At 64.0% G+C, this 25,049-nt stretch carries 19 protein-coding genes; 13 read left to right on the forward strand and 6 right to left on the reverse strand.

Going from position 1 to position 25,049, the window contains the following annotated elements:
• The coding region (gene treF, locus P0D80_RS34990) for an alpha,alpha-trehalase TreF (protein WP_408290660.1) at window positions 1-1,705 on the reverse strand (1,705 nt) is incomplete at its 3' end.
• 263 nt (window positions 1,706-1,968) lie between these two features.
• Here treF and P0D80_RS34995 point away from each other — a divergent pair.
• The 5 genes from P0D80_RS34995 to P0D80_RS35015 all read left to right on the forward strand — a co-directional run bounded on the left by P0D80_RS34995 (window position 1,969) and on the right by P0D80_RS35015 (window position 9,275).
• On the forward strand, window positions 1,969-5,544 hold the full coding sequence (locus P0D80_RS34995) for a response regulator (RefSeq protein WP_408290662.1): 3,576 nt from the start codon (window positions 1,969-1,971) through the stop codon (window positions 5,542-5,544).
• Between the two features lie 18 nt (window positions 5,545-5,562).
• Window positions 5,563-6,408, forward strand: coding sequence for a CheR family methyltransferase (locus P0D80_RS35000; protein WP_408180985.1), 846 nt, complete (start codon window positions 5,563-5,565; stop codon window positions 6,406-6,408).
• A 10-nt stretch (window positions 6,409-6,418) separates the two neighbouring features.
• On the forward strand, window positions 6,419-7,045 hold the full coding sequence (locus P0D80_RS35005) for a chemotaxis protein CheB (protein ID WP_408290664.1): 627 nt from the start codon (window positions 6,419-6,421) through the stop codon (window positions 7,043-7,045).
• A gap of 9 nt (window positions 7,046-7,054) precedes the next feature.
• Window positions 7,055-8,182, forward strand: a complete 1,128-nt coding sequence (locus P0D80_RS35010; protein ID WP_408290666.1) for a hybrid sensor histidine kinase/response regulator — start codon at window positions 7,055-7,057, stop codon at window positions 8,180-8,182.
• A gap of 274 nt (window positions 8,183-8,456) precedes the next feature.
• Window positions 8,457-9,275, forward strand: a complete 819-nt coding sequence (locus P0D80_RS35015; RefSeq protein WP_408290668.1) for a helix-turn-helix transcriptional regulator — start codon at window positions 8,457-8,459, stop codon at window positions 9,273-9,275.
• Between the two features lie 24 nt (window positions 9,276-9,299).
• Here P0D80_RS35015 and P0D80_RS35020 read toward each other — a convergent pair whose 3' ends face one another.
• The gene (locus P0D80_RS35020; protein WP_132377346.1) at window positions 9,300-10,241 is read right to left on the reverse strand and encodes a LysR family transcriptional regulator; all 942 of its coding nucleotides are present in this window, start codon (window positions 10,239-10,241) and stop codon (window positions 9,300-9,302) included.
• Between the two features lie 282 nt (window positions 10,242-10,523).
• Here P0D80_RS35020 and P0D80_RS35025 point away from each other — a divergent pair, with 282 nt between their 5' ends.
• The 3 genes from P0D80_RS35025 (at window position 10,524) to P0D80_RS35035 (ending at window position 13,651) form a co-directional block, all read left to right on the forward strand.
• Window positions 10,524-11,723 (forward strand): amino acid aminotransferase, encoded by a 1,200-nt coding sequence (locus P0D80_RS35025; protein ID WP_408290671.1) that lies wholly within the window; start codon window positions 10,524-10,526, stop codon window positions 11,721-11,723.
• Window positions 11,724-11,871: 148 nt separating this feature from the next.
• The gene (locus tag P0D80_RS35030) at window positions 11,872-12,663 is read left to right on the forward strand and encodes a class II aldolase/adducin family protein (protein WP_132377344.1); all 792 of its coding nucleotides are present in this window, start codon (window positions 11,872-11,874) and stop codon (window positions 12,661-12,663) included.
• A 4-nt stretch (window positions 12,664-12,667) separates the two neighbouring features.
• Window positions 12,668-13,651, forward strand: coding sequence for a 2-dehydropantoate 2-reductase (locus tag P0D80_RS35035; RefSeq protein WP_408290674.1), 984 nt, complete (start codon window positions 12,668-12,670; stop codon window positions 13,649-13,651).
• 56 nt (window positions 13,652-13,707) lie between these two features.
• On the opposite strand, the gene P0D80_RS35040 is transcribed toward P0D80_RS35035, so the two are convergent.
• The 4 genes from P0D80_RS35040 to P0D80_RS35055 all read right to left on the reverse strand — a co-directional run bounded on the left by P0D80_RS35040 (window position 13,708) and on the right by P0D80_RS35055 (window position 19,207).
• Window positions 13,708-13,899 (reverse strand): hypothetical protein, encoded by a 192-nt coding sequence (locus P0D80_RS35040; RefSeq protein ID WP_132377342.1) that lies wholly within the window; start codon window positions 13,897-13,899, stop codon window positions 13,708-13,710.
• A gap of 19 nt (window positions 13,900-13,918) precedes the next feature.
• Window positions 13,919-15,676, reverse strand: coding sequence for an FAD-dependent oxidoreductase (locus P0D80_RS35045; RefSeq protein ID WP_408290676.1), 1,758 nt, complete (start codon window positions 15,674-15,676; stop codon window positions 13,919-13,921).
• A 161-nt stretch (window positions 15,677-15,837) separates the two neighbouring features.
• A complete protein-coding gene (locus P0D80_RS35050) occupies window positions 15,838-17,790 on the reverse strand; it encodes an AI-2E family transporter (RefSeq protein ID WP_408180977.1) in 1,953 nt (650 codons plus the stop codon).
• Between the two features lie 136 nt (window positions 17,791-17,926).
• Window positions 17,927-19,207: a DUF445 domain-containing protein gene (locus P0D80_RS35055; protein ID WP_408290679.1), complete on the reverse strand. Its 1,281-nt coding sequence runs from the start codon at window positions 19,205-19,207 to the stop codon at window positions 17,927-17,929.
• A gap of 216 nt (window positions 19,208-19,423) precedes the next feature.
• On the opposite strand from P0D80_RS35055, the gene P0D80_RS35060 reads away from it, so the two are divergent.
• The 5 genes from P0D80_RS35060 (at window position 19,424) to P0D80_RS35080 (ending at window position 25,040) form a co-directional block, all read left to right on the forward strand.
• Window positions 19,424-20,566 carry a metallophosphoesterase family protein gene (locus P0D80_RS35060; RefSeq protein ID WP_408290681.1) on the forward strand — a complete coding sequence of 381 codons (1,143 nt, stop codon included), beginning with the start codon at window positions 19,424-19,426 and terminating at the stop codon, window positions 20,564-20,566.
• Window positions 20,563-23,187, forward strand: a complete 2,625-nt coding sequence (locus P0D80_RS35065; RefSeq protein ID WP_408290683.1) for an AAA family ATPase — start codon at window positions 20,563-20,565, stop codon at window positions 23,185-23,187. Before P0D80_RS35060 ends, P0D80_RS35065 begins: the two co-directional genes overlap by 4 nt.
• Before the next feature lie 266 nt (window positions 23,188-23,453).
• On the forward strand, window positions 23,454-23,930 hold the full coding sequence (locus P0D80_RS35070; protein WP_408290685.1) for an Hcp family type VI secretion system effector: 477 nt from the start codon (window positions 23,454-23,456) through the stop codon (window positions 23,928-23,930).
• A 19-nt stretch (window positions 23,931-23,949) separates the two neighbouring features.
• Window positions 23,950-24,432: a DUF2778 domain-containing protein gene (locus P0D80_RS35075; protein WP_408290687.1), complete on the forward strand. Its 483-nt coding sequence runs from the start codon at window positions 23,950-23,952 to the stop codon at window positions 24,430-24,432.
• Window positions 24,429-25,040, forward strand: coding sequence for a hypothetical protein (locus P0D80_RS35080; RefSeq protein ID WP_408180971.1), 612 nt, complete (start codon window positions 24,429-24,431; stop codon window positions 25,038-25,040). Before P0D80_RS35075 ends, P0D80_RS35080 begins: the two co-directional genes overlap by 4 nt.
• The last annotated feature ends 9 nt before the right edge of the window (window positions 25,041-25,049 follow it).

The following is a 25,049-nucleotide window of genomic DNA, read 5'->3' on the forward strand; positions in this document are numbered from 1 at the left end:
GCGAGGCCTGCACCGTCTGCGGATACAGCACGAGCAACGCGCGCAGCACGCCATTGGTCCAACCGAAACCATCCTGCAGCGGATACTCGCCACCACCCGCCGAAACGCCGGGCGTGGCCGCGTCGATATCGTATTTCTCGACGAGCTTGCCGGTGTGCTGGTAGTACGACACATTGGTCTTGATCCAGCGCGTGGCGATGGTTTGCGCAAGCGCCGCTTCGCTGTAGCGCCGCAAGCCGATCACCGCCAGGTACTGCAATGGCGCCCAGCCGTTCGGCGCGTCCCACTGCTGGCCCGTCGCCGCCTGCGTGGTGGCGAGTCCGCCCGGGCGCAGCAATTCGCGCTGCAACGTAGCGGCGACCGTTTTCGCCTGCTGACGGCTGGCTATCCCCGTATACAACGGATAGACCGTCGCGGCAGTGAGCCTGTGCGTGAGCGTGTGATGCACGAAGTCGTAGTCGCCGAATGCCTGCAATTGCGGGTCCCACAGCAAGCGGCGAATGGCTTCGGCGCGCGAGGCGGCGCGCTGCTCCATATTTTCCGCATGCGTGACGTCGCCGCGCAGACGATAAGCCTTGGCCAGCGTGCGCTCAAGATCGGCGAGCAGGCAATTCAGATCGACGGGCACGAGTGAAGTCACCTCCACGGTAGCGAGCGTCTTGCCGTCCGCGAACCAGCGCGAGCTGAAATCCCAGCCGGTTTCGCCGCCGGCGCGCAGATTGCGCCAGAGATCCGCGGAATCCCGTTGTGGGGTCTGCTGCGCGGTGAGGACATCTTCGCGATACGACTCGTCGCGCGGCGTGGCGCGTTCGTCCCAATAGCGGTTGAGCAACGTGCCGTCAGGCATGCGCACCACATGCCGGTTGGCGTGGCCGGCGGCCAGGCCATCGCTGCCGTCCATCCAGTAGGCGTACTCGCGCTGCAACTCGGGCAGATACTGCGCGTAGACGGCGTCGCCATCCTTTTCGGCGACGAGCCGCACCATCTGCGCGAAGAACGGCGGCTGCGAGCGGCTCAGGTAGTAGGTGCGATTGCCGTTCGGAATATGGCCGTAGCGGTCGATCAGGGTTGCGAAGTTCTTCAGTTCGTCGACGACCAGCGCATGCTGTCCGCTCTGTTCGAGGCCGCGCATGATGAAGTACGAGTCCCAGTAATAGATCTCATCGAAGCGGTCGCCCGGCACGATATACGCGTACGGCAGCGGCAGCAGCGAGGACCATGGGCTTGCGGTCGCATCCGGCTCGCGGCGCAGCACGTTCCAGAGTGTATCGATATGGCCCACCACGTCCTGATTCGGATCGGACACATAGACCTTCGCCGTGCGCGTGGGCAGCGTGAAATTGTGCTTCACGAAGTCGGCGAGATTGAAGTTGGGCTGTTGCCTGGCGGTGCTATACGCAGCCGCGATCTGCGCGGGCGCCGAAAGCGGCACCATGTCCGCGAAAGTTTTGCTGTCGGGATAGAGATGCGCGAGCTGCACATCAAGATAGAGCGTCGGATATTGCTCGGACGGCGGGATGGGCACGACCGGCGAAGCTTCCGTGGGCGCCTCGACGTGCACGGTGGCGGCCACGATGCTGCCGTGTGCCGAGGGCGGCTCGGCAACCTGCGCCGCGCCGCTCAACGAGGCATGCCAGATGAACGCGGCGGCGAGGGCGATACGCAAGGGCGCGCGGGAGAAATCGGTGAGGGCGTGAGAAGGCATCGGCTACCGGAAGAGAGTGGACGGCGATCGGTTGATCGAAGAGAGCGGATTTGCATTCCTCGCACGATTGACCCGCGTGAGCGGCGCAAAGTTGCGTGAGTCGGCAACAGGCCCGTCCAGCAAGCCTGAACCGCTGACACGCGCCTCAAAAACAACCCCCATCCTGTATGATTACGCGCGTCGCATCGCGACAAAATGAATCACACGAAATACCCGAAAAATATTCCGAATCGACTCGATTCGCCAAGCCGAAGACAGAAAAAATGACCGCATCTCAGGCCGTCGACCAGAATCGTTTTCGCAGCATCATTCGCCGCAACATTGCCTTGCCTCTGGGTGTCGGCCTGGTCACGATGGCCGTCTTCGTTGGACTGATTGCCTACCTGGTCTCGACCATGAACTGGGCCGAGCATTCCGAGCGCGTGATCGGCCAGGCCAATGAAATGCTGCGCCTCGCGGTCGACCGCGAGACCTCGATGCGAGGCTTCCTGATCACGGGCGACGAGAGCTTCCTCGCGCCTTATGAAGCCGGCGGCCCGCGCTTCAAGACGCAGATCGAGGCCTTGCAGGAGATGGTCGCCGACAACCCGCCGCAAGTCGAGAAGCTCAAGCAGATCGAGGCCATTCAGCAACGCTGGAGCCGTTTCGCTGAAGAGATGATCGACGCACGCCGTCGGAATCAGAATTTCGAGGACGCCTTGGCGAGCGGTCGCGGCAAGACCGAATTCGATGAAACGCGCCGTGAATTTGCTGAGTTTCTCGACGTCGAGTTGCGCTTGCGTCAGGAGCGCAGTGAAGCGACGCGCCGAGTCACCACCACGCTGGTGAGCGTGTTCCTGCTGTTCAGCCTGAGCGTGAGCGGCCTGCTCGCGTGGATGGGCCGGCGCGAACTGATGGGCTTGTCGACCACGTATGACGGCGCGCTGCGCCAGCAGGCCGAACAGACCGAGATGCTGCAAGGGCAAGTGTGGTTGCGCTCGGGGCAGCGCCTGCTTGCGGAAAAGGTGGTCGGTCAGGCGACCTCGCCGCTGGTGGGCCGTGCGATGCTCGACTTTCTCGCGCAATATCTGGACGCCGCCGTGGCCGCGCTCTACGTGCGCGACAGGCAGCACGGCGCGCTACGGCGCATCGCGACATACGGTTTCAGCCGCGAAAGCGAGCAGGCCAGCGCGCGCAATTTTGCCGAAGGCGAGACGCTGATCGGCCAGGCGGCTCTCGCGCGCCGCACGCTGATCTTGCGCGACTTGCCGGCGAATTACGTGCAAGTGGTCTCCGCGACCGGCAGCAGCGCGCCGAAGAACCTGCTCGTCATGCCGATCGAAAACGACGGCGAGGTCAATGGCGTCGTCGAACTGGGCTTCATGCGCGAGTTGACCGCGCGTGACCAGGAGTTCATGGAACTGATCGCCAAGGGCATGGGCGACTTCGTCGAAGCCGCGTTGTATCGCGAGCGTCTGCAGGACGCGCTGGCCGAAACGCAGCAGTTGAACGAAGAACTGCAGGTGCAGCAGGAGGAATTGCGCGTCTCCAATGAAGGACTCGAAGAGCGCGGCCGCGCGCTGATGGAATCGCAAACGCGGCTCGAGGCGCAGCAGGCCGAGCTCGAACAGACCAACGTGCAGCTGGAGGAATACGCGCAACGTCTCGAGCGGCAGAAGTCCGATCTGCTGCGCGCGCAGGACGACCTCGCGGCCAACGCGGCGCGCCTCGAACAGTCGAGCCGCTACAAGTCAGAGTTCCTTGCCAACATGTCGCACGAACTACGTACGCCGCTGAACAGTTCGCTGATTCTCGCGAAGCTGCTGCAGCAGAACCGCACCGGCAATCTGACGGAAGAGCAGGTGCGCTACGCGGAAACGATTCATGCTTCCAACAGCGACTTGCTGGTGCTGATCAACGACATTCTCGATCTGTCGAAGGTCGAAGCCGGGCAGGTCACGGTCGAACTCGAAACGGTGTCGATCGACGCAACCCTGCAGGCGCTGGAGGAACTGTTCAGGCCGATGGCCAGCGCCAAGCATTTGCGTCTCGCGTTCGACCGCTCGCCGGGCACGCCGGATACCTTCATCACCGACGGCCAGCGCGTCACGCAGATTCTGCGCAACCTGCTCTCGAACGCGGTGAAATTCACCGAACGCGGCGAGGTGGCGCTATCGGTGGCACCGGCCGAAGGCGACATGCTGCGTATCGACGTGCGCGACTCCGGCATCGGCATCGCGGCGGACAAGCTGGACATGATCTTCGAGGCGTTCCAGCAGGCCGACGGTTCCACCAGCCGTCAATACGGCGGCAGCGGGCTGGGCTTATCGATTTCGCGCGAGTTTTCGCGCTTGCTGGGCGGCCGGATCACCGTCGCCAGCGAAGTCGGCAAGGGCAGTGTGTTCACGCTGTGGTTGCCGCTCGATGCAGAGGCGGCCTTGAACGCAAGCCAGGGCGCGCACCCTGCGCCGGCGCCGGCCTTCGCCTCGGCTCAAACGTCAGCCGGCGCGCCGGCCGCGGCCGAATCGACGATGGAACCGCTGCTCGTGCGCCCGTCTTCGGGCGGTAATCAGCCCACGGTGATCACGCCGGCCAACGGCCTGACTACCGGCTTCACCAACGGCAACGCGCCCGAAACCACCAACGGCCCGATTGCCGACGACCGCGGCAACCGCACGCGCGCCGGCCGTCTGATCGTCGCGGTGGAAGACGATCTCGCCTTCGCCGAAATCCTGCGCGATCTGACGCACGAGCTCGACTTCGACTTCGTCCACGCCAGCAGTGCCGCCACCGGTCTCGCCCTCGTGCGCGACATGCGCCCGGCGGCGGTGCTGCTCGACGTCGGCCTGCCGGACCGTTCCGGCCTGACCGTGCTGGAATGGCTGAAGAACGATCCGCTCACGCGTCATATCCCGATCCACATCGTCTCGGCCACCGATCACGCCGACAAGGCGCTGCATCTCGGCGCCATCGGCTATACGCTCAAGCCGACCGCGCGCAGCACGATGGAAGCCGCGATCCGCCGCCTCGAAGCGCGTCTGCAGCAGCGCCTCAAACGCGTGCTGGTGATCGAGGACGACGCGCCGATGCGCGAAAGCATTCGCGCGCTCCTGCAAAGCGAGAACACCGAGATCGTTGCAGTCGCAACCTTGGCCGAGGCGCTGGAGTATCTGGGCAAATTCACCTTCGACTGCGTGGTGACCGATCTCGCGCTGCCCGACGGCACCGGCTACGATCTGCTCGAACGGCTCGCCGCGAACACCGCGCATGCCGCGCTGCCGGTGATCGTCTACACGGGCCGCATGCTGTCCGACGAGGAAGAGCACCGCCTGCGCCGCTATTCGAAATCGATCATCATCAAGGGCGCGAAGTCGCCCGAGCGCCTGCTCGACGAGGTGACGCTGTTCCTGCATAGCGTGGAGTCGTCGCTCGCGCCCGAGCAGCAGCGCATGCTGCGCACGGTGCGGCAGCGCGACAATGCCTTCGAGGGCCGCACGATCCTGCTGGCCGAAGACGACGTCCGCAATATTTTCGCGCTCTCGCACGTGCTGGAGCCGCTCGGTGCGAAACTGCAGATTGCGCGCAACGGCCGCGAAGCGCTCGAAGCGCTGGAAAACGGGCCCGAAGTGCATCTGATCCTGATGGACATCATGATGCCGGAGATGGACGGTTTGACCGCGATGGGCGAGATTCGCCGCAATCCGCGCTTTGCTCATCTGCCGATCATCGCGCTGACGGCAAAGGCCATGGCGAACGACCGCACGCGCTGCCTCGAAGCCGGCGCGGACGACTACGTCTCGAAGCCGATCGACGTGGACAAGCTGGTCGCGCTGTGCCGCGTCTGGTTGCGGCAACGGTAGCAGGAACACGGGAACAGAATGAGCCAGTCAGAATTCGACGCACCGCAACGCATCAGCGACTTCGACATCGAGTTGAAGCTGCTGCTGGAGGCGGTGTATCTCAAGTATCAGCACGACTTCCGGCACTACGCGATGTCGTCGCTGCGGCGCCGCCTGTCGCAGGCGCTCGAGGAATTCGGGCTGAAGACACTGTCGCAGTTGCAGGACCGCATCATGCGCAACGGCGACGAGTTTTCGCGGCTGTTCCAGTACCTCACGGTCCAGGTCAGCGAGATGTTTCGCGACCCGGCGTATTTCCTCGCGCTGCGCGAACACGTGCTGCCGCGCTTGCGCACCTATCCGTCGATCAAGGTGTGGGTAGCGGGATGCAGCACGGGCGAAGAACTCTGGTCGCTGAAAATCCTCTTCGACGAGGAGGGCCTGACCGAGCGCACGCTGTTCTACGCGACCGACATCAACCCGGACGCGCTCGCGCGCGCCGAGTCCGGCATCTACGCGCTGGACCGGATTCAGGGCTTCACGCAGAACTATCTGGCGGCCGGCGGCAAGCGTTCGCTGTCCGACTACTACCATGCTGCCTATGGCGGCGCGCGTTTTGCGGGCTCGCTGAAGGAGCGCGTGGTGTTCGCCGACCACAGCCTGTCCACCGACGAAGTCTTTCTCGAAGCGCATCTGGTGTCGTGCCGCAACGTGCTGATCTATTTCGATCGCGGCTTGCAGGATCGCGCGCTGGGTCTGTTCGAGAACGCGCTCGTGCGGCGTGGTTTTCTGGGCTTGGGCAGCAAGGAAAGTTTGCGTTTTTCCCGTCATTACGAAGCGTTCGACGAATTCCGTCCGAGCGAACGCATTTATCAGAAGCGCTAGCACGCTCACCATGCCACGCTCACCTGTCCAGCCAGCCGTCGATTCCGAACCGCGCGCCGAAGCGGCGCGCGGCTACGAGCTCGTCGTGATCGGCGGGTCGGCGGGCGGCATCGAAGTGCTGAACGTGCTGCTCGGCGCGCTGCCCGCGGACTTCGCGCCGGCCGTTTTGATCGTCACGCACCTGCCGCCCGATCCGCCGAGCTACCTGGTGGATGCGTTCGCGCATCGCTGCGCGTTGCCGGTGCTCGAGCCCGATGCGGGCGAACGCATCATGCCGGGCCGCGTGCACATTGCGCCACCGGGCTACCACATGCTGGTGGAGGTGGACCGCACCGTCGCGCTGTCGACCGACGCCGCCGTGCGCTTTTCGCGTCCCTCGATCGACGTGCTGTTCGAGTCGGCCGCCCCCGTGTATGGCGAACGCCTGCTGGCGCTGCTGCTCTCCGGCGCCAACGACGACGGCGCGCAAGGCCTGAAGCGCGTGCGCGCGTTCGGCGGCACGGCCTGGGTGCAGGCGCCGGACTCCGCTGCTTCCCCCGAGATGCCGCGCGCCGCGATTGAACGCGGCGTGGCGGATTTTATTTACACTCCCGAAACCATGGCCCGGCGGCTTGCCGCATTGCCGGCCTCTTTCTGACCCGATGCCATGACGAACTCACCTGTGAACATTCTGATCGTCGACGACATCGTCCACAACATCACGGCGCTCGAAGCCTTGCTGGCACGGCCGGATCTCGCCGTGCTGGTGGCCGACTCGGGCACGGCGGCGCTCGACCTGCTGCTCAAGCACGAAGTCGCGCTGGCGATTCTCGACGTCAACATGCCCGGCATGAACGGCTTCGAACTGGCCGCGCTGATGCGTGGCAGCCCGCGCACCTCGCACGTGCCGATCATCTTTCTGACGGCAACCGCGCAGGATGCGTCGCGCACGTTCCGCGGCTACGAAGCCGGCGCGGTCGACTTTCTCTACAAGCCGTTCGATCCGCGGATTCTGCAATCCAAGGTCGATGTGTTCGTGCAGCTCGAACAGCAGAAGCGCCAGCTCGCGGCGCAACTCGTCACCACGCGGCAGATGCTCGAAGCCAACGAGATGCTGATGGCGGTGCTGAGTCACGACTTGCGCACGCCGCTCGGCGCGGTGCTGGCGTCGGCGGAATATCTGATGCGCACGGCGGCCGACGAACAGTCGGTGACGGTGGCCGCGCGCGTGAAGAACAGTTCGTTGCGCATGGCGCGCATGGTCGACCAGTTGCTCAATCTCGCGCGTTTGCAGGGCGGGCGCCTGCCGTTGCAACCGCGCTCGATCGAACTGGCGACGCTGTGCCGTTCCGTGATCGACGAATTCGCGTCGCGCGAGAACGGCAAGCAGATCGTGTTCGCGAGCCGAGGCAATACGTCGGGCGCGTGGGACACGGACCTGGTCTGGCAGGCTGTGTCGAATCTGGTGAGCAACGCGCTGCATCATGGCGCGCCGGGCAGCGATATCGGCGTCGAGGTGGATGGCGAAGCGGTCGAGTCCGTGCGTCTGAAGGTCGGCAATCGCGGCACGATTCCGGCCGAGGTGTTTCCGCATCTGTTCAAGGCGTTTGGCCCGAACAACAGCGGTGCGCGCTCGCGCGAAGGGCTGGGGCTCGGCCTGCATATCGTGCAGGAGATCGCGCGGATGCACGGCGGCAATGTCAGCGTGCATTCCGACGAAGCGATAGGGACGATCTTTACGATCGAGTTGCCGAGAATGGTGACGTTCCAGCGCGGGTCGTTTACGGGCAAGTAAGCGCCCGATGTCACCGGCAGGGTCCGGTAATCAGCGGGCGAGATGCGTCACGGGGGCCGGCTTCACGGTAGGAAATGTCCAGGCCGTCGATCTCGATGCTGCGATAGCGCATGTCCGCGCATGTCGATGTGATGCCAGTGCTCCTTGCTCAGTCAGTGAGATCACGCGTTCTGGACAACTGTAGGCGTTCTTGCAGACCACCGGAAACAGTCCCGCGTTGCGCTGTGCTACGCTTGGCGAACCGAACCCCTTGCACAGCGACCCGACTCTCATCATGCGTTCCTGGCGCATCTCTGCACCGCACCGCAACGAACAGATCAGCACCTCGCGCGCGACCGAGCTCGTCATGTCGATCTCGCACGCGGATGCCGACGCGCTCGCCGCCAGCATCCTCAGAACCGTCGGCGATACGCTGCCTGTCTCGCAGTGCACCATCTTCGCCTATGAATTCGACGCGAGGCCGCGCACCGTGTCAGCCGCCGATCATCGCGGCGGCCGCTTTCTGCGCGACGTCGCCGATCGCTACGCCACGCACTTTTATGCCCTCGACGGCAATCGCGCGATTATCGGCCGTCCGCATGAAAAACCTGCGCGCGACGCGTTGGTGCTGCACCAGCAACAAAGCGAAGAGATCGAAAACGAAGCGTATCGCGCGGCCTGTTACGCGCAGCCGAATGTGTCCGACCGGCTATCGCTGCTCGTGCAGCCGATGGAAAGCGTCTGGCTGTCGATCAATCTGTATCGCGACCGCGCCTATGGCGTGTTTCAGCCGGGCGAGCTGGAACGCGTCGAGGGCCTCGCGCATCTGTTCGCGCACGCGGCGAAGAGTCATTACGCGCTGAATGTGCAGCATCAGCAGGGTTCGGCCGCCGCGATGCTGGCGCGGGTCAGACGCGCTTGCCCGGCACTCACGCCGCGCGAACTCGATGTGTTGCGCGGCACGCTCGAAGGCGCCAGCGCCGCGGAAATCGCTGTGCAAATGGGCGTCAAGCCTGCCAGTGTGGTCACCTATCAAAAGCGCGCTTACGCGCGCCTTGGCATCTCTAGCCAGCGCCAGTTGTTCGCGCTGTGCATGGTGCCCGAGCGGGCTTGAACCGACGCGTTCAGCAGTCGCCTGTCACGCACGCTTGGGCCGCACATCGGCCTGCGTCTCGCGATCCCAGCGCTTCAGCCACGGCATGATGAAATCCGCGAAACCATCGGCGGGCGGCGACAATGCGCGCTCGGTGGAACGATACACGCACACCTCGCGGATCGTTTCGGGATCGACGATGCGCTTCATTACCAGCCCGAAGGTCCGCGCCAGCGGCGCGACATAGGCGGGCGCGAGCGTAACGGCCAGCCCTTGCGAGGCCAGGCCGAACGCCGTGGTGACGTTGTCCACCACGTCCACCGGAATGATGCGCGCCTCCGCCGGCAGATTGGCCAGCATTTGACCGACCGCGCGTTCGTGGTCGCGGCCGGTGGCGACGATCGGCACCTCGCGCAAATGCGGCCACAGCACGCGGCGGCGCGCGTTCAACGGATGGCTCGGCGCGCACCACATCACCCACGGGCTCGCGAACGCCGGGTCGCATCGCACGCGTGTGCCGCTTTGCCGGTCGGGTCCGATCGCGAGGTCCACGTCGCCGCTTTCCACGCGTTCCACCAGTTGCTCGACCACGGTGTCGCAAATGCGCACGACCACCTTCGGCTTGTCGCGCGCATATTCGGCGATGGCCGCGGGCAGCGCGGTCGCCGCCAGCACCAGCGGCGCGCCGATCCGCACGATGCCCGCGGCGCGGTTGCGGATATCGTCGGCGGATTGCGCGGCGGCGCGCACGTGGCGCAGCACCGATTCCGCCGACGATAGAAAATCCTGCCCCGCGCTCGACAGATTCACGCGCCGCGTGGTTCGGTCGAACAGACGAAAGCCGAGTTCCGTTTCCAGATCGGCCAGCAACTGGCTGACAGCCGACGAAGTCAGGCCGAGCCGGTCCGCCGCCGCGCCGATGCTATGCAAATCGACGATGGCGAGAAACGCTTCGAACTGACGGATGGTGACGCGCGTGAGTGGCATTCGGCGATTCTAAAGAAAAACTAACGAATCGTGAAAAATCGATTGATTGTGCGCCGTGCGCCATGCGCGGAGACTTCTCCTAATCGACGCACCCAGCCAAACCCGCTTAGACTTCGGTCTCGCTCTGTCGACCAGAGTTGGCGCTTTCGTGCTTACTCCGGTCCTGCAAGTTGATTGCCGTCTGAGCCAGGCCGGCACGCAAGCCGGTTCACGCCGGGCTGTCGTTACGCCACACCAAGCGTCACACCAAGGCCGCAGCGCGGCCGCATTCAAGGAATTGCCATGTTCGACCACATTCCCGCTTACCCAGGCGACCCGATTCTGAGCCTGAACGAAGACTTTCAACTCGACCCGCGCACCAACAAGGTCAATCTGAGCATCGGCATCTATTTCGACGACGCCGGCAAGCTGCCGGTGATGGACGCCGTGCGCCGCGCCGAAACCGCGCTGCTCGATTCGATCGGCCCGCGCTCGTATCTGCCGATGGCCGGCCTGCCGCTCTATCGCGACGCGGCGCAGGCGCTGGTATTCGGCGCGGACAGCGAGGCGCGCAAGGCGGGCCGGATCGCGACGCTGCAAACCATCGGCGGCTCGGGCGCGCTCAAGGTCGGCGCCGATTTCCTGAAGCGCTATTTCCCCAGCTCGCAGATCTGGATCAGCGATCCGAGCTGGGAAAACCATCGCGTCGTGTTCGAAGGCGCGGGGCTGACGGTCAACACCTACCCGTATTACGACGAACACACCGGCGGCTTGCGTTTCGCCGACATGATCGAGACGATCGGCCGCTTGCCTGAACAGAGCGTCGTGCTGCTGCACGCGTGCTGCCACAACCCGACCGGCGTCGATCTGAGCCCGGCGCAATGGGCCGAGCTGGTGCCGGTCTTACAGCGCCGCAAGCTGATCGCTTTCGTCGATATGGCTTATCAGGGTTTCGGAGCCGGTCTGGAAGAAGACGCCGCCTGCGTGCGTCTGCTGGCCGACGCGGGCATTCCGTTGATCGCCGCGAATTCGTTCTCGAAGAATTTCTCGCTGTACGGCGAGCGCGTCGGCGCGTTGAGCGTGGTTTGCAAGAGCGCGGAAGAGGCCGGCCGCGTGCTCGGTCAATTGATGTCGACGGTGCGCGCGAACTACAGCAATCCGCCGACGCACGGCGCGCGGCTCGTCGCCAACGTGCTCGCGGATGCGTCGTTGCGCGCTTCGTGGGAAGCGGAGCTCGCCACCATGCGCGAGCGGATTCTCGCCATGCGCGGAACGATTCACGCCGGACTCGCGGGCCGTGTGGACGAAGTGATGCGCGCGCGCTATGTCGCGCAGCGCGGCATGTTCACCTATACGGGTTTGAGCGAAAGCCAGGTGGAACGCCTGCGCAGCGAATACGCGGTGTATGTGCTGCGCTCCGGGCGCATGTGCGTGGCCGGTCTGAACGAACGCAATGCGGAGTATGTGGCGGCGTCGATCGCGGCCGTGGTGTCGGGCGCATAAGCGCGTTTTTTCGATCAAGAGAACGATAACAGCAACGATCTTGCATGGGATTGGAGTTGGCGCTAAAGCGCCAACTCTGGTCGACCGCTTTGCATGGGACCAGAGTAAGGCGCTAAAGCGCCAACTCTGGTCGACAAGGGAGACCCAAATGACCACCCTCGACATACAAGCGCCGAGCGCGCCGAAGGCCCACTCGATGCATCCGGACGAATGGCATGCACGCGTGCAGCTTGCGGCGTGCTATCGGATCTTCGACATGCTCGGCTGGACCGAGATGATCTATAACCACATCACGCTGCGCGTCCCCGCCAGCGTGAGCGGCGGCGAGCGGCAGTTCCTGATCAACCCGTTCGGGCTGCACTACAGCGAAGTGACCGCGAGCAACCTCGTGAAGATCGATGCACAGGGACGCGTGCTCGATCACTCGCCGTATCCGGTGAATCCGGCCGGCTTCGTCGTGCATGCGGCGATTCACGAAGGCTTGCCCGACGCGCACTGCGTGATGCACACGCATACCACGGCGGGCGTCGCCGTGGCCTGTCTGGAAGACGGTCTGCAGCAGACCAATTTCTACAGCGCACAATTGCACGACCGCATTGCGTATCACGACTTCGAGGGCATCACGGTTCACGCCGAAGAAGGTCCGCGCCTCCTGAAGCACATCGGTGACAGGCAGGCGGTGATCTTGCGCAATCATGGCCTGCTTGCGTGGGGCCACACCTTGCCGCAAACTTTCGCGGTCCTGTGGACGCTCAACCGCGCCTGCGAAATCCAGATGGCGACATTCGCGATGGGCCGCGCACGGCCGGTGCCGGAAGACGTTGCGATTCGCTGCTCGCGCGACGCGCTGCAGTTCGATCCGCGTCACGGCGCGGGGCAGGACGTGTTCGATGCGTTGGTGCGGCGAGTGGACCGCATCGACGCCAGTTACAAGGATTGAAACGATGAAAGTAGCTATCTACGGCGCAGGCGCGATCGGCGGCTGGATGGGTGTGAAGCTCGCGCAGGCCGGCCATGACGTGAGCGTGGTGGCGCGCGGCGGGACGCTGAACGCGCTGCGCGAGCACGGCCTGCGTCTGATCGATGGCGGCGTGACGCATGCCGTGAAGGTGATGGCGAGCGACAAGCCCGCGGACCTCGGCGTGCAGGATCTCGTCGTGGTCGCCGTCAAGGGACCGGCGATGGCGTCGGTGGCCGCGCAGATCGCGCCGCTGCTTGGCGCGCAAACGATCGTATTGACCGCGATGAACGGCGTGCCATGGTGGTTCTGCGACGGGCTCGGCGCGGACTTCGCCGGCAGGCGCCTGAAATCGATCGATCCCGACGGCGCGATTGCCGCCGCGATTCCGTCTGCGCAGACGGTGGGCTGCGTGGTGCACGCCAGTTGTCTGGTCGAAGCGCCGGGCGTGATCCGCCATCATCAGGGCAATGGGCTGATTATCGGCGAAGCGTCGGGGCAGTCGAGCGAGCGTGTCGCGGCGCTCATGGCCACGCTTGCGGCGGCGGGCTTCAATGCGTCGGTGTCGGCGCAGATCCAGCGCGACGTCTGGTACAAGCTGTGGGGCAATATGACGATGAATCCGATCAGCGCCATCACCGGCGCGACCACCGACCGGATTCTCAGCGACGAGCTGGCGCGCAACTTCGTGACGAGCATCATGCTGGAGGCAAAGGAAATCGGCGCGCGCTTCGGCATTCCGATCGACCAGGAGCCGGCGGATCGCCACGAGGTCACACTGAAACTCGGCGCGATGAAAACCTCGATGCTGCAGGACGTGCAAGCGGGTAAAGCGGTCGAACTCGACGCGCTGGTGGCCGCGGTGCGCGAACTGGGACAACTGACAGGCGTCGCTACGCCGTACACGGATGCGTTGCTCGGTCTCGCGCGTCTGCACGCGAGCACGCTGGGTTTGTATCCGAAGCAGTGACACCAGCCTCGAGGAAAAGCCGCCGTGCCATGAGGCGCGGCGGTTTTTTTTACGCCTTATGCCGTCACCGCGGTCGAAGCCGGCAGCCGTGCCGCTTCGATCAACGACAACGCGCGCCGCGGGTTGTCGAGTTCGGTCAGACACAGCATCGCGAGCCGGGCCAGATACAACGGTGCCTGAGCTTCGCCCTCGTTCGTGAGGGTCTTGCAGAGCGTCGTGTAGACGAGATCGAGATCGCTATCGGTCATGAGGTGGGTCTCCTTTTTGTTAAATCGTCAGTGCCGTGCTGATGGCGCGCTGCGTGGCCGCGGCGCTGCCGTCCCGCCAGCGGGCGAGTACGTGGCCGTCGGGGCGGATCAGATAGACGGTGCCGGGCGTGGCGTCGAGCATGTCGTGCAGACGGCCGGTGTGGTCGATCACGTTTGAGCTCGTAGCGTTTTGCGTGTCGTTCCTGACCAGCGTGACGGCTGTGAACGGAATCCCTTGTTCGGCCAGCGTGGTTTGCAATGGCTGCCACGCTGTGTCTTGCGCGGAGTCGTCGTTCGCGTTCGCGTTTGGACCGAAGCACAGCGCGGTGAAGCAAGGCCCGAGCAGATCCGTCAGATGAATATCGACGACCACGCCGTCGTCCATACGTTTGAGCCTGCATTCCGGCAACACCATGCCAGGCGCCGGGCCTTGCTTGAAAGCATCGGCCACGTCGCCCGCGGCTTCGTTGAGTGGCGACTTCACATAGGCAATCGCATGTGTCTGCCGAGGATTGATCAGCGGACGCACAGCCGCGTGATGCTCGGCGAGGCCGAGCACCGCCTGGCGCATCAGATCGAAGGCGAATGAGGGCGGCGCCATGAACTCCGTGCTCTTCATGCCGTAGCTCAGGTTCTCGCGTGCCGCGAACACGCGCTCGTCGCTGTAACTGTCGAGCAGTCGCGGCGATGCCACGCCGTTCACCACGCAGGCCAGTTTCCAGCCGAGGTTGTCCGCGTCGTCGATACCGGAATTGGCGCCGCGCACGCCGAAAATCGGCACGAGATGCGCGGCGTCGCCCGCGAACAGCACCGGGCCGTGCCGGTAGCGTCCGAGCGTTAGCGCGTTGGCCTTGTAGACGGTGATCCAGATCGGCGACCATGCGCCGGTTTCGCCCATGGAATCGAGCACGCTCTGCACGCGCGGCATGACGTTCTCGGGCTGCACGGCGGCTTCCGGATCTTCGTCGTCGCGAAGCTGATAGTCGATGCGCCAGACGTTGTCGGGCTGCTTGTGCACCAGCACCGTCGAGCCGGGGTTGGAGGGCGGATCGAAATACGCGAGACGCTCGGTGGCGCGTGCGCTGTCCAGTTCGATGTCCACGATCACGTAGCGGCCTTCATATGTGGTGCCGGTGAGCTTGAGGCCGAGCGCCTCGCGGATCGTGCTGCGGCCGCCGTCGCAGGCGACCACCCAGTCGGCGTGCATCTGCCATGCCGTGTCGCCGGTGCGCAGCCCGAGCGTCGCCTCGCCCGTGCTTTCCAGGTTCCCGCGGCTGCCTTCCGCCGCGTGCTGTTCGATGCCGGTCACGCGCGTCTGCCAGCGGATCTCGATCAGATCGGCATGCCGTTCCACCTCGTCGAGCAGCAACTGTTCGATCTGGTATTGCGCGATGTTGATCATCGGCGGCAGCGATTGCTCGTCGTCCTGATGCATGGCGAAGCGGAACACTTCGGTGTCGCGGTAGAAGCTGCGGCCGCCCGTCCACGGCAAGCCTTTTTGCAGGAAGCCTTGCACGACGCCGAGTCGCTTGAATATCTCCAGACTGCGCCGCGAGATGCAGATCGCGCGGCTGCCGGTGCACACGCCGTCGTCGGCTTCGATCAGCACCGAGCGCACGCCCTGGCGAGCCAGCGCGAGCGCCAGCGTCATGCCGACCGGCCCGCCGCCGACGATCGCCACGGACCGCCTGAGCGGGTCGCGCCCGTCGACGAGCGATGGCACCACGCCCTCATAGTAACGAGGCGAAAACGGATAGGGTTTGAAGGGGCGGCTCATGCGTGTCTCCTGGATCTTCGATGCCGGGAATTGCCCGCCGGGGCTGGTTAGCTCTTCAAGGCGGTGCGAATCGATAACGAAGTATGAAGGAGGGCGCGGGTGCGGCTGTCCTCATTTTGGGTACAAAGAGCGGGGCAAGGCCGTGGCGGCGAAGCAGGCTCTCAGTCCGCTCCGCCCACATGCGATGGCTGGCGCGCATGCTGCAGGCTCGAGGCCGCCTGGCATTCCTCGATCATCGCGCGGAAGGTGGGGGCCGCGTGCGAAGCGCCGGTTGCGCCCGCCTCCGGCCCGCCTTCCGGCGCGCCGCCGACGCCGACCACCAGCGTCGCCCGCGGCCGCCATTCGCGCGTGCGCCGCAGCATGTTGCGCAGATACGGCGGCGATTCCGGCGCATCGAGCGAGACGATGCAGATGATCGGCGCGTCCTTGAAGCTCGGTTCGTCGGCGCGTGCGCTGCGATAGCCCGAGTGCGTGGCCATCATCGGCGCGAGGCCCTGGCGGCCGAGCAACTGCACGGCGATCGCGGTGGTGACTTCGTCGAACGAACCGCGTCCGGGTACGCACAGCACGGACGTTTTTTCGGTTTCACGGCGCATCTGTGGCTGCGCTGAAATGTGGCTATCGTGGCGCTCGGAAAGATCGGCCGAGGCCGAAGCGAGCAGCGCGCTCGCGGTGTCGGCGGGTTCGCTGCGCGCGAGGCGGTCCGGCAAGCCGTCCGCGATTTCCAGGTTTTCGACGATGTCCACCAGCGCGTCGTTGATACGCTGCAACTGGTCCGGCATCAGCACGCCGCGCATCGCGTCGTTGCGGGCGAGCTTGAGGCCTTCGAGCGCGACCTTGTCGTAGTAGTCGATCAGCGACATCTCGCGCAACAGGCGCTCCGCCTGCACGATGGCCTCGTGCGGATCGTCCGCGAGCAGCCGCTGATAGAAGTTCTGCGCGGGCGTGAGCGCGGGCTGATCGCCCAGCAGCACCGTGAGAAAGTTCAGGCGGTCGGCGTAGCGGCCCAGCGTGACCACGCACAACGTGAGCGGCGTCGACAGCACGAGGCCGACCGGCCCCCACAGCCAGCTCCAGAAAATCGCCGCCACCACCACCGCGAGCGGCGACAGGCCGGAGCGGTGGCCATACAGCAGCGGCTCGGCGATCTGCCCGGCCACCACATCGACGACGATGAACAGGATCAGCGTATAGACCGCCATGGTCCATTGCGGCTGAATCGCGGCCGCGAGGAACACGGCAAGAATCGCGGCGATCCAGATGCCGATATACGGCACGAAGCGCAGCAACGCGGCGATCACCCCGAACAGCAGCGCACCCGGCACGCCGATGATGGCCAGACCGATAGCGATTACGCCGCCCGCGCTCAGATTCACACCGAGTTGCGCGACGAAGTAGCGGGAGAGGCGCACGGCGGCGTCGTTGATCGCGGTGGTGGTGCGGTGCAGATCGCGCGAGCCGAACAGACTGATCAAACGGTCGCGTAAATCTTCGCGTTGCAGCAGGATGAAAATCGTCACGACCAGCACGATAAAGGTCGTTTCAATCGGCGCGATGGCCGGCGACAACGCGCGTTGCGCGAGTTGCATCGGCGTGGGCGACGGCTCGTGCACTTCGACCTGCTGCGGCACGGCGGGCGCATTGCGCGCGGCGCGTCCGGTGGGCCGCGGCGGGTTCGGCTTGGGCGGGGCCACGCGCTGCAAGGCGACGGCGGCGCGGCTCATCAGCGAATCGGCGCGGCCGACGGTTTTCTCCTGGACCGTTTCGATTTTCTGCTCGATCGCCTCCTGATACTGCGGCAGATCGGCCGCGAGTTGCACCAGTTGCGCACCGATCAGCGCACCCACCGCGAGCAGGCTGGCCAATGCGAACAACACGGCGATGAAGATCGACGGCAGTTGCCCCATATGGAAACGCCGCAACATCTGCACGAGCGGAGCGAGCAGGAAGCTGAGCAACACCGAGAGCGTGATCGGGATCAACACCGCGCGGCCGAAGTACAACCCGCACACCACCACCACGCCGGTAATCACCGACGCGAGGCCATGCAGACTGGGCGTGCCCGGCGGGTAAACGCGGTTTGGCCGCCCGTGCGGCGGTAAGGATATTTTCATGAGCACACTTTCCGATTGAGACGCGCTGTCGTTCTTATGCTCGCCGCTCGCGGACACATTGAGGGAGTCCGGGCCATACGCATGAGCAATTCATATGCCCGGATTGTAGGCGCTTTGACGCAGGACGGCCTATTGCTCAGCCCATGTGCAGACGCAGCAAGCCGAGCAATTGCGAGCTCGCATACAGCAGCAGGCCGATAAAGCCGCCGACAATCGTCCCGTTGATGCGGATGTATTGCAGATCCTTACCAATGTTCAGTTCGATCTGCCGTGACATCTCGTGCGAGTCCCAGTTCTTGACGGTGTCGCTGATATGGCGCGTCAGGAACTGCGCGAAGTCCGGCGCCATCGCGCGTGCGGCTTCCTCAAGGTGGTCATTGAGCGACTGGCGCAACGCCGGATCGTGCACGAGTTCGCGGCCGACCCATTGGCCCATCGCCACCACGCGTGCATGCAGCGCCGAGTCGCTGCTTTGCAGATCGCGCTTGAGCCACGCGCGCAATTCGCCCCACATGTCTTTCACATACGAACTGAGCGCGTCGCCTTCCACCAGATAGCGCTTCAGCTCCTCGCCTTTTTGCAGGAACGCGGGATCGGTTTTGAGCTTGACGATCAGCTTGTGCGCGGCGTCGTCGAACTTCTGGCGCAACTGATGGGTGGGGTTCTCGCTGATCTGTTCGAGCATGCGGTTCACTGCCTTGGCGATGGCTTCGGCGCCTTTCTCGCCGAGCCATGCCGAAGGCAGAATCTTTTCGATCGTTGGGTACTCGCTTTTCACCCAGTCGACGATCCGTTCGGCGATGAACTCGCGCGCATGCGGTTCGCGCAGCAGCGCCACCACCTGTTCGATGCCGGCGTCGAGCAGTTCCTGATGACGGCCGTCTTTGGTGAGCGTGTCGAGAATCGCGCCCATCGATTGCGACAGATCCACCTTGGCCAGCACGTCGCGCAGCGCGTCCTTGATGAAGACCTGGATACGCACGTCGTCGGTCAATTCCAGAATGCCGCTGGTGAGCTTGACGACGTAGTCGCCCAAACGCGCGGTGTTGGCCGGCTGCGTCAGCCAGCCGGTGATGCTGCGCGCCGGATCGTGCTTCTGGATCAGGCCGACTAGCGAAGGCACATCCAGAAACTTGTCCTGCACGAACACCGCGAGGTTGTCGGCGATCTTGTGCTTGTTCCTCGGAATGATCGCGGTGTGCGCGGAGACGATCGGGATCGGCACGCGGCGAAACAGGGCGACCACCGCGAACCAGTCGGCGAGTGCGCCCACCATCGCGGCCTCGGCGATCGCCTTGATGCCGTCCACCCAGATGCCGCGCGGCATGAACGCGGTCACCACGAAAACGCAGGCGGCGGCGAGCAACAGCAGTAACGGCGTGCGCTTGGCCTTCTTCAGTTCGATTGCTTTGTTCATCGGCGGTAGGGCAGCGGGTCGAGGTCGATTGAAATAATGTGGAGCGCTTGGCTCGCGCGTCCGGAAACGCGAGTGTAGCGCCGCTCGTCAGCGCATGGGCCACGCCGCGCTGGCCGTCAAGGGCTAGCTTTGCCGCGTGGGCACGGTAACATCTGCGGTTAGACTGCACCGCCTTGCCCGGCGAGGCAGATTGCAATTGAATGGAAGGGAGGCACAGTGATCAGGTTTCTGCACACCGCGGACTGGCAGATCGGCACGCAATTCGGCCAGTTCGAGCCGGACGAAGCGGCGCATCTTGCCGAGGCGCGTTTCGAGACCGTGCGCCGGATCGCCGGAGAAGCCGCCGCGCGCAAGGTCGACGCGGTGCTCGTGGCCGGCGACGTATTCGATCTGCAAACGGTCTCGGACACGGTGATCCGCCGTCTGTTCGGCGCGCTGCAAGCCTTCACCGGGCCGTGGATCATGCTGCCGGGTAATCACGACGCCGCGCTCGTCGAGAGCGTGTGGACCCGCGCGCAGCGCCTGAACTGCGTCGCGCCGAATGTGCGCCTGGTGCTCGAACCCGGCGTGGTGCTGCTGGACGAGTGCCGCTGCGCGCTGCTATGCGCGCCGCTCACGCAACGCATCACGTATGACGACACCACCGGTTTCTTCGATACGACGGAGACGCCGCCCGGCTATCACCGCATCGGGCTCGCGCACGGCAGCGTGAGTGGGATTCTGCAGGAAGGCATCGACTCGTCGAATCCGCTCGCACCGTCGCGTGCCGCGAGTGCGCGTCTGGACTATCTGGCGCTCGGCGACTGGCACGGCCATCTGCGTGTCGATGAGCGCATCTGGTATGCCGGCACGCACGAGCAGGACCGCTTCCGCGCCAACGATCCCGGTTTCATGCTCGACGTCACGCTGAGCGAGCCGGGCGCGTCGCCGGTGGTCGAGCCGGTGCGGGTCGGTCAATATCAATGGCATCGCTGGGACGAAACCATCGCCGTGCCGACCGATGTGGATACGCTGAAGGCGCGCCTCGCCACGCTGGGCAGCCACGACGTGCTGCGCGTGACGGTCGAAGGCACGGCCGCGCTGGCCGACGCCGAAGCGCTTCACGTCGCGGTGGAAGAAGCGCGAGCCCGCGTGCGGGCCTTGCGCGTCGACCTGAGCGGCCTGCAAGTGCTGCCCACCGACGACGACCTCGCCGAACTCGGCGCGCAAAGCGGCTACCTCGCTAAGGTGGTGGCGCGTCTGCGTGGCTTGCAGGAAGACCCGCAGTCCGACCCGCAAGAGGTCAAGCGCGCGGCCGAGGCATTGCTGCTTCTGGCGCGTTTTCAACGTGAATTGCCGCGCGAAGCGAGGTCCGCATGAAGCTGCAAAGTATTGCGATTCAGGAATTCAAGCAGTTCACCGGCAAGCTCGTCATCGACGATCTGCAGCCTGGGTTGAATCTCTTTGTCGGTCCGAACGAGGCCGGCAAGAGCACCATTGCCGAAGCCGTACGCGCCGTGTTTCTGGAGCGCTACAAGGCCTCGCATCTGAAAGACCTGTTGCCGTGGGGCAAGGCGAGCGGACAGCCGTCGGTCGAAGTGAGTTTCGATCTGGACGGCACGGCGTGCCGATTGTCGAAGCAGTTCGTCACGCGGCAGCGCTGCGAGCTGAAGATCGGCCAGAGCGCGTTCGGCGAAGATGAAGCCGAAGACAGGCTCGCGGCTTTACTCGGTTTTTCACGCGCCGCGCGTGGGCCGTTGAAGGCCGAGAACGCGGGCGTTCCCGGTTTGTTGTGGGTGCAGCAAGGCAGCACGCAGGAGATGCGCGATTCCACCGGTCACGCGGCGCAGTATCTGCGCGATGCGCTGTCGCAACTCTCGGGCAGCCGCGAATCGGCGGGCGAAGATGCGCTGATCGCCGCCGTGCAGCGTGAGCTTCGGCAACTGCTCACCGCGCGCACGCAGAAGTCGACTGGGCCGCTGGCCGAGGCGGAGCAGGCGCTGGCCAGGTTGATCGAAGAGCGTGGGGATCTTGAACAGCAGCGTCAACAGTTCGAGGCGAGCATTGCGAGTCTCGCCGCGCAGCAGCAAGCTTTCGACGATACCCAGCGCAAGCGTCCGTGGGAGCTTCACGAGCAGAAGGCGTTGCAGGCGCAGTTACGCGCCGATGCCGTCGTGCAACTCGAGGGCAGCCTGCAAGGACTTGAGCAGTCGCTGAAGGCGAGCGAAGCCGAACTGGCGCTGCCGTTGCAACAGGAGCAGAACGCGCTCGAACTGGAAGCGGCCGTCGCGCGCGAGCGCCAGCAACTCGACGCACTGCGGGCGAGCGTGGCGGCGGTCCAGGCTGAGCACGGGCAGGCAGTCTCCAGCGTGACGCAATTCGAGCAGGCTTTCGCCGATGCCAGCCGCGCGCTCGAACTGGCCAACGCGGCAGTGACCGCGTCCGATCTGCGTAGCCAGATCGGACTCTATCGCGCTGAGAGCGAGCGGCTCGAAGCATCGATCGCCGCCGCCAGCAAAGCGAACGACGCCGTGCTCGAAGCCGCGCGCGAGGCGGCCACACTCGAAATCGACGAGGCGAAACTGAAGCGGCTTGCCTCGCTCGGCAGCGAGTTGAGCGTGCTGCGCGCCCGCACCGAAGCCGCGATGACGCGCATCGAATACCGGTTGAACGGCGCGATCACGGTCAACGATGAGCCGCTGAGCGGCGCAGGCGTGCTGCGTCTGGACGAGGAGAAGCGGATCAGTCTCGGCACGTTAGGCGACTTGCAGGTGATTCCGGGCGTCTCCGATCTGCCGGCGCGCTTGGCCGAACTCGCGTCGCTCGAAGCCCAGCATGCGCAATTGTTGCAAGCGCTTGGCGTCGCCTCGCTCGCCGAGGGCGAGTCGAGGCACGAGCGTTGGAAGGCTGCGGTCGCGCAGCAGAAAAGCCAGGCGAAGATTCTCGACGTGCACGCGCCGCAAGGCATCGAGGTGTTGCGCGCGGCGTCGGCAACGGCCGCGGCGCGCATGCAGGCCGCCAACGAGCGGCTCGCGGGTCTGCCCGACGTGTCGGCTGCGCCGCCGCTCGACGAAGCGCGCCGCAACGCCGAGATCGCGCGCGACGCGTTGGAGGCCGCGCGCAAAGTGCTGACCCAGGCGGCCGATAAAAAATCGACCGGCATGGCGAATGAGGAATCACTCGCGGCTCAGTTGCAGCGCAAGGAAGCGCAGTTGAACGACGAAGCGTTCCGCCGCAATCGCGCGCAGTGGCAGACGAAAATCGTCGAGCAACGCGTGCAGGTCGAGGCATTGCGCAAGCAGCGCGAAGGGCGCGAGCGCGAACTGGAAGCAGCGCGCCTCGACGATCCGGCGGCTGAGGCGAAGCGCTATCGCGCGTCGGCGGAACTTGCGCGCGGCGAGCAGAACGATCGGCAAGTGAAGATCGCGGGATTGCGCAGTCAACTGGAGACGGTCGGCGCGTCCGGTCTCGGCGAGCGTCTGGCGGCGGTCGAGGCCAAGGTCGAGCAGGCCACGCGGCGCAAGGATGAACTCGGCTTGCGCGCGAGCGCGTTGAGTCTGCTCGACGAAGTGCTGGTCGACGAACGCGATGCCGCGGTGGCGCAATTGCGCGCGCCGTTGACCGAACGGCTGGGGCATTATCTGAAGCGGATTTTTCCGCAGTCGACGATCGCGCTCGGCGACGATCTGAGTCCCGCCACGCTGGACCGCTTCGGCCGCGCGGACACGCTCGATGCGCTGAGCTTCGGTACGCGCGAACAACTCGGCATTCTGACTCGGCTCGCGTATGCGGATCTGCTGAAGGCGTCGGGCCGGCCGACCTTGCTCATGCTCGACGATGCCGCCGTGCATACCGATGCCGCGCGGCGCGATGCGATCAAGCGCGCGCTGATCGACGCGGCCACGCGGCATCAGATCCTGGTGTTCACGTGCCACCCGGAGCTGTGGGACGATCTCGGCGTGAGGCAGCGGTCGATTGAGGATCTGAAGGTGGCGGCTTAGGCGCCGGGCCAGGCGAGCACGGTGTCGGGATGAACTAGCCAGACCGCATGAATCGTGGCATGCGGCCGATGAATTTGCGTAAATCCACGCACATTTGCAGAAAGATCGCATCTCCGTCAGTCGTCATTTCCCCCGACACTACTGATTCGAGTCTTCGCTGCGGTCTGCGCCTTTTGCCAACAGTAGTCAAATCTGCTTGTGTCGAATGCTTATGCCTGTCCGCGTGACGACCGTCTGAACAGTCGCAAATGTCACGGGGGTGGTCAATGGCTCAAGACACGTTCATCAAGATTAACGGCTGCGACGGCGAATCGCAGGACGCCTCGCATCTGAACGAAATCGACGTAATCGGTTGGCGCTGGAAGGTTTCACAGGATGCAACCATGATGTCGGGCTCCGGCGGTGGCGCGGGCAAGGCCACCGTTTCAGATCTGGAGTTCACGCACAAGCTGGACCGTGCGAGTCCGAATCTGGCCAGATATTGCTTCACCGGCAAGCATATTGACCAGGTGAAACTGACCGTGCGCAAGGCCGGGGGAGTGCCGTTCGAATACCTGATGATCACGATGTACGACGTGGTCATTACTCAGGTCGAGCCGATCGGCGGCGGCGACGAGTGCCACGAAGATGTTCATCTGTCTTTTTCTACGATGAAGCATGAGTACTTCGTGCAAAACGCCCAAGGAGGAAGCGGCGGTGCGGTGACCGCGACACTGTATATCAAGAACAACATTACGAAGTGACCGGGCGGGGGAAGAGGAGATGCCGGTTAAATGTACTTTTGTTCTTAATGGGAAAGCAGACTCTGTTTTTTCGTGCGAGGGGACCGCGTCTGTTGCCGCCTTCTCGGGAACTGGTCATGGCAGAGATAACCCTGATGACACGGCCGTGGAAAACGTTGGGCCGATTCCGAAAGGGACCTATTATCTCGTCGACCGCCAGTCAGGCGGGTACATAGGTTTTCTTTACGATTGGTGGGATGCGCACGGCTTCAGTTCCACCGACCGTCAAAAATGGTTCATGCTCTGGAATCCAGCGACTGGGGACACGACCAACGTTAATGGCATCAAGCGCGGCAACTTCCGGTTGCATCCGGTCGGGCGGCTCGGGCTGAGTCACGGATGCATCACGGTTGAGCGTCAATACGAATTCGATCGACTTCAGACATTCATACGTTTGCGAGGACAGACCGTGCCTGTGCCAGGGACAGCTTTGCGAGCTTATGGAACTGTTGATGTGATATGAACAAGCGATTCGCAATCGATTTTTCGGCTTACATCGCTTTGATATTGATATCGGCAGTGGAAGGGTGGCGGTCAACATATCTTGTTGACTTCGTTCTTATCGAGACGCCGGACAGTGTGGAAGCGTTTATCAGTTTCTGGTTGCACTACACTCGCGCCGACTATCTCGCAAATCCTATCGATATGGAAGTGCTCGCGTTGCTGCTCTACTGGCTGATTGCTACATTGCTGTTTGCGTTGGGACTGGCCGGAGTCAAACGGTGGTTGTCTCGCTATTTCATGGCAAGAAAAAACGGTCAAGCAATTCCCAGACTGCCTTTTTTTGTCATGCTTGTCATGTCTTTACTCGCATTCGTGGTCAGTTGCGATCTTGGCTGGTACGTTTCGCTCCTGTTCACTAAATACACTGTCGACATCCCCGTTCCTGTCAAAGCGTTTATAAAATCGTATCAATCATTCAAGGGGCAAAGCGATGGTTCCGATATCGACGACGATTTGACGTACTTCGCCGTCAACCTTTATTGGGCGATAGCAACGCTATGCGTCGGCGTGCTTCTTATTTCGTGCTGTATCGCTACGCGCCGGTTCATACACAGAAAAACACCATAACCACCGCCT

Source organism: Paraburkholderia sp. RL17-373-BIF-A (assembly GCF_046030175.1).
In the GTDB taxonomy this organism is placed as follows: domain Bacteria; phylum Pseudomonadota; class Gammaproteobacteria; order Burkholderiales; family Burkholderiaceae; genus Paraburkholderia.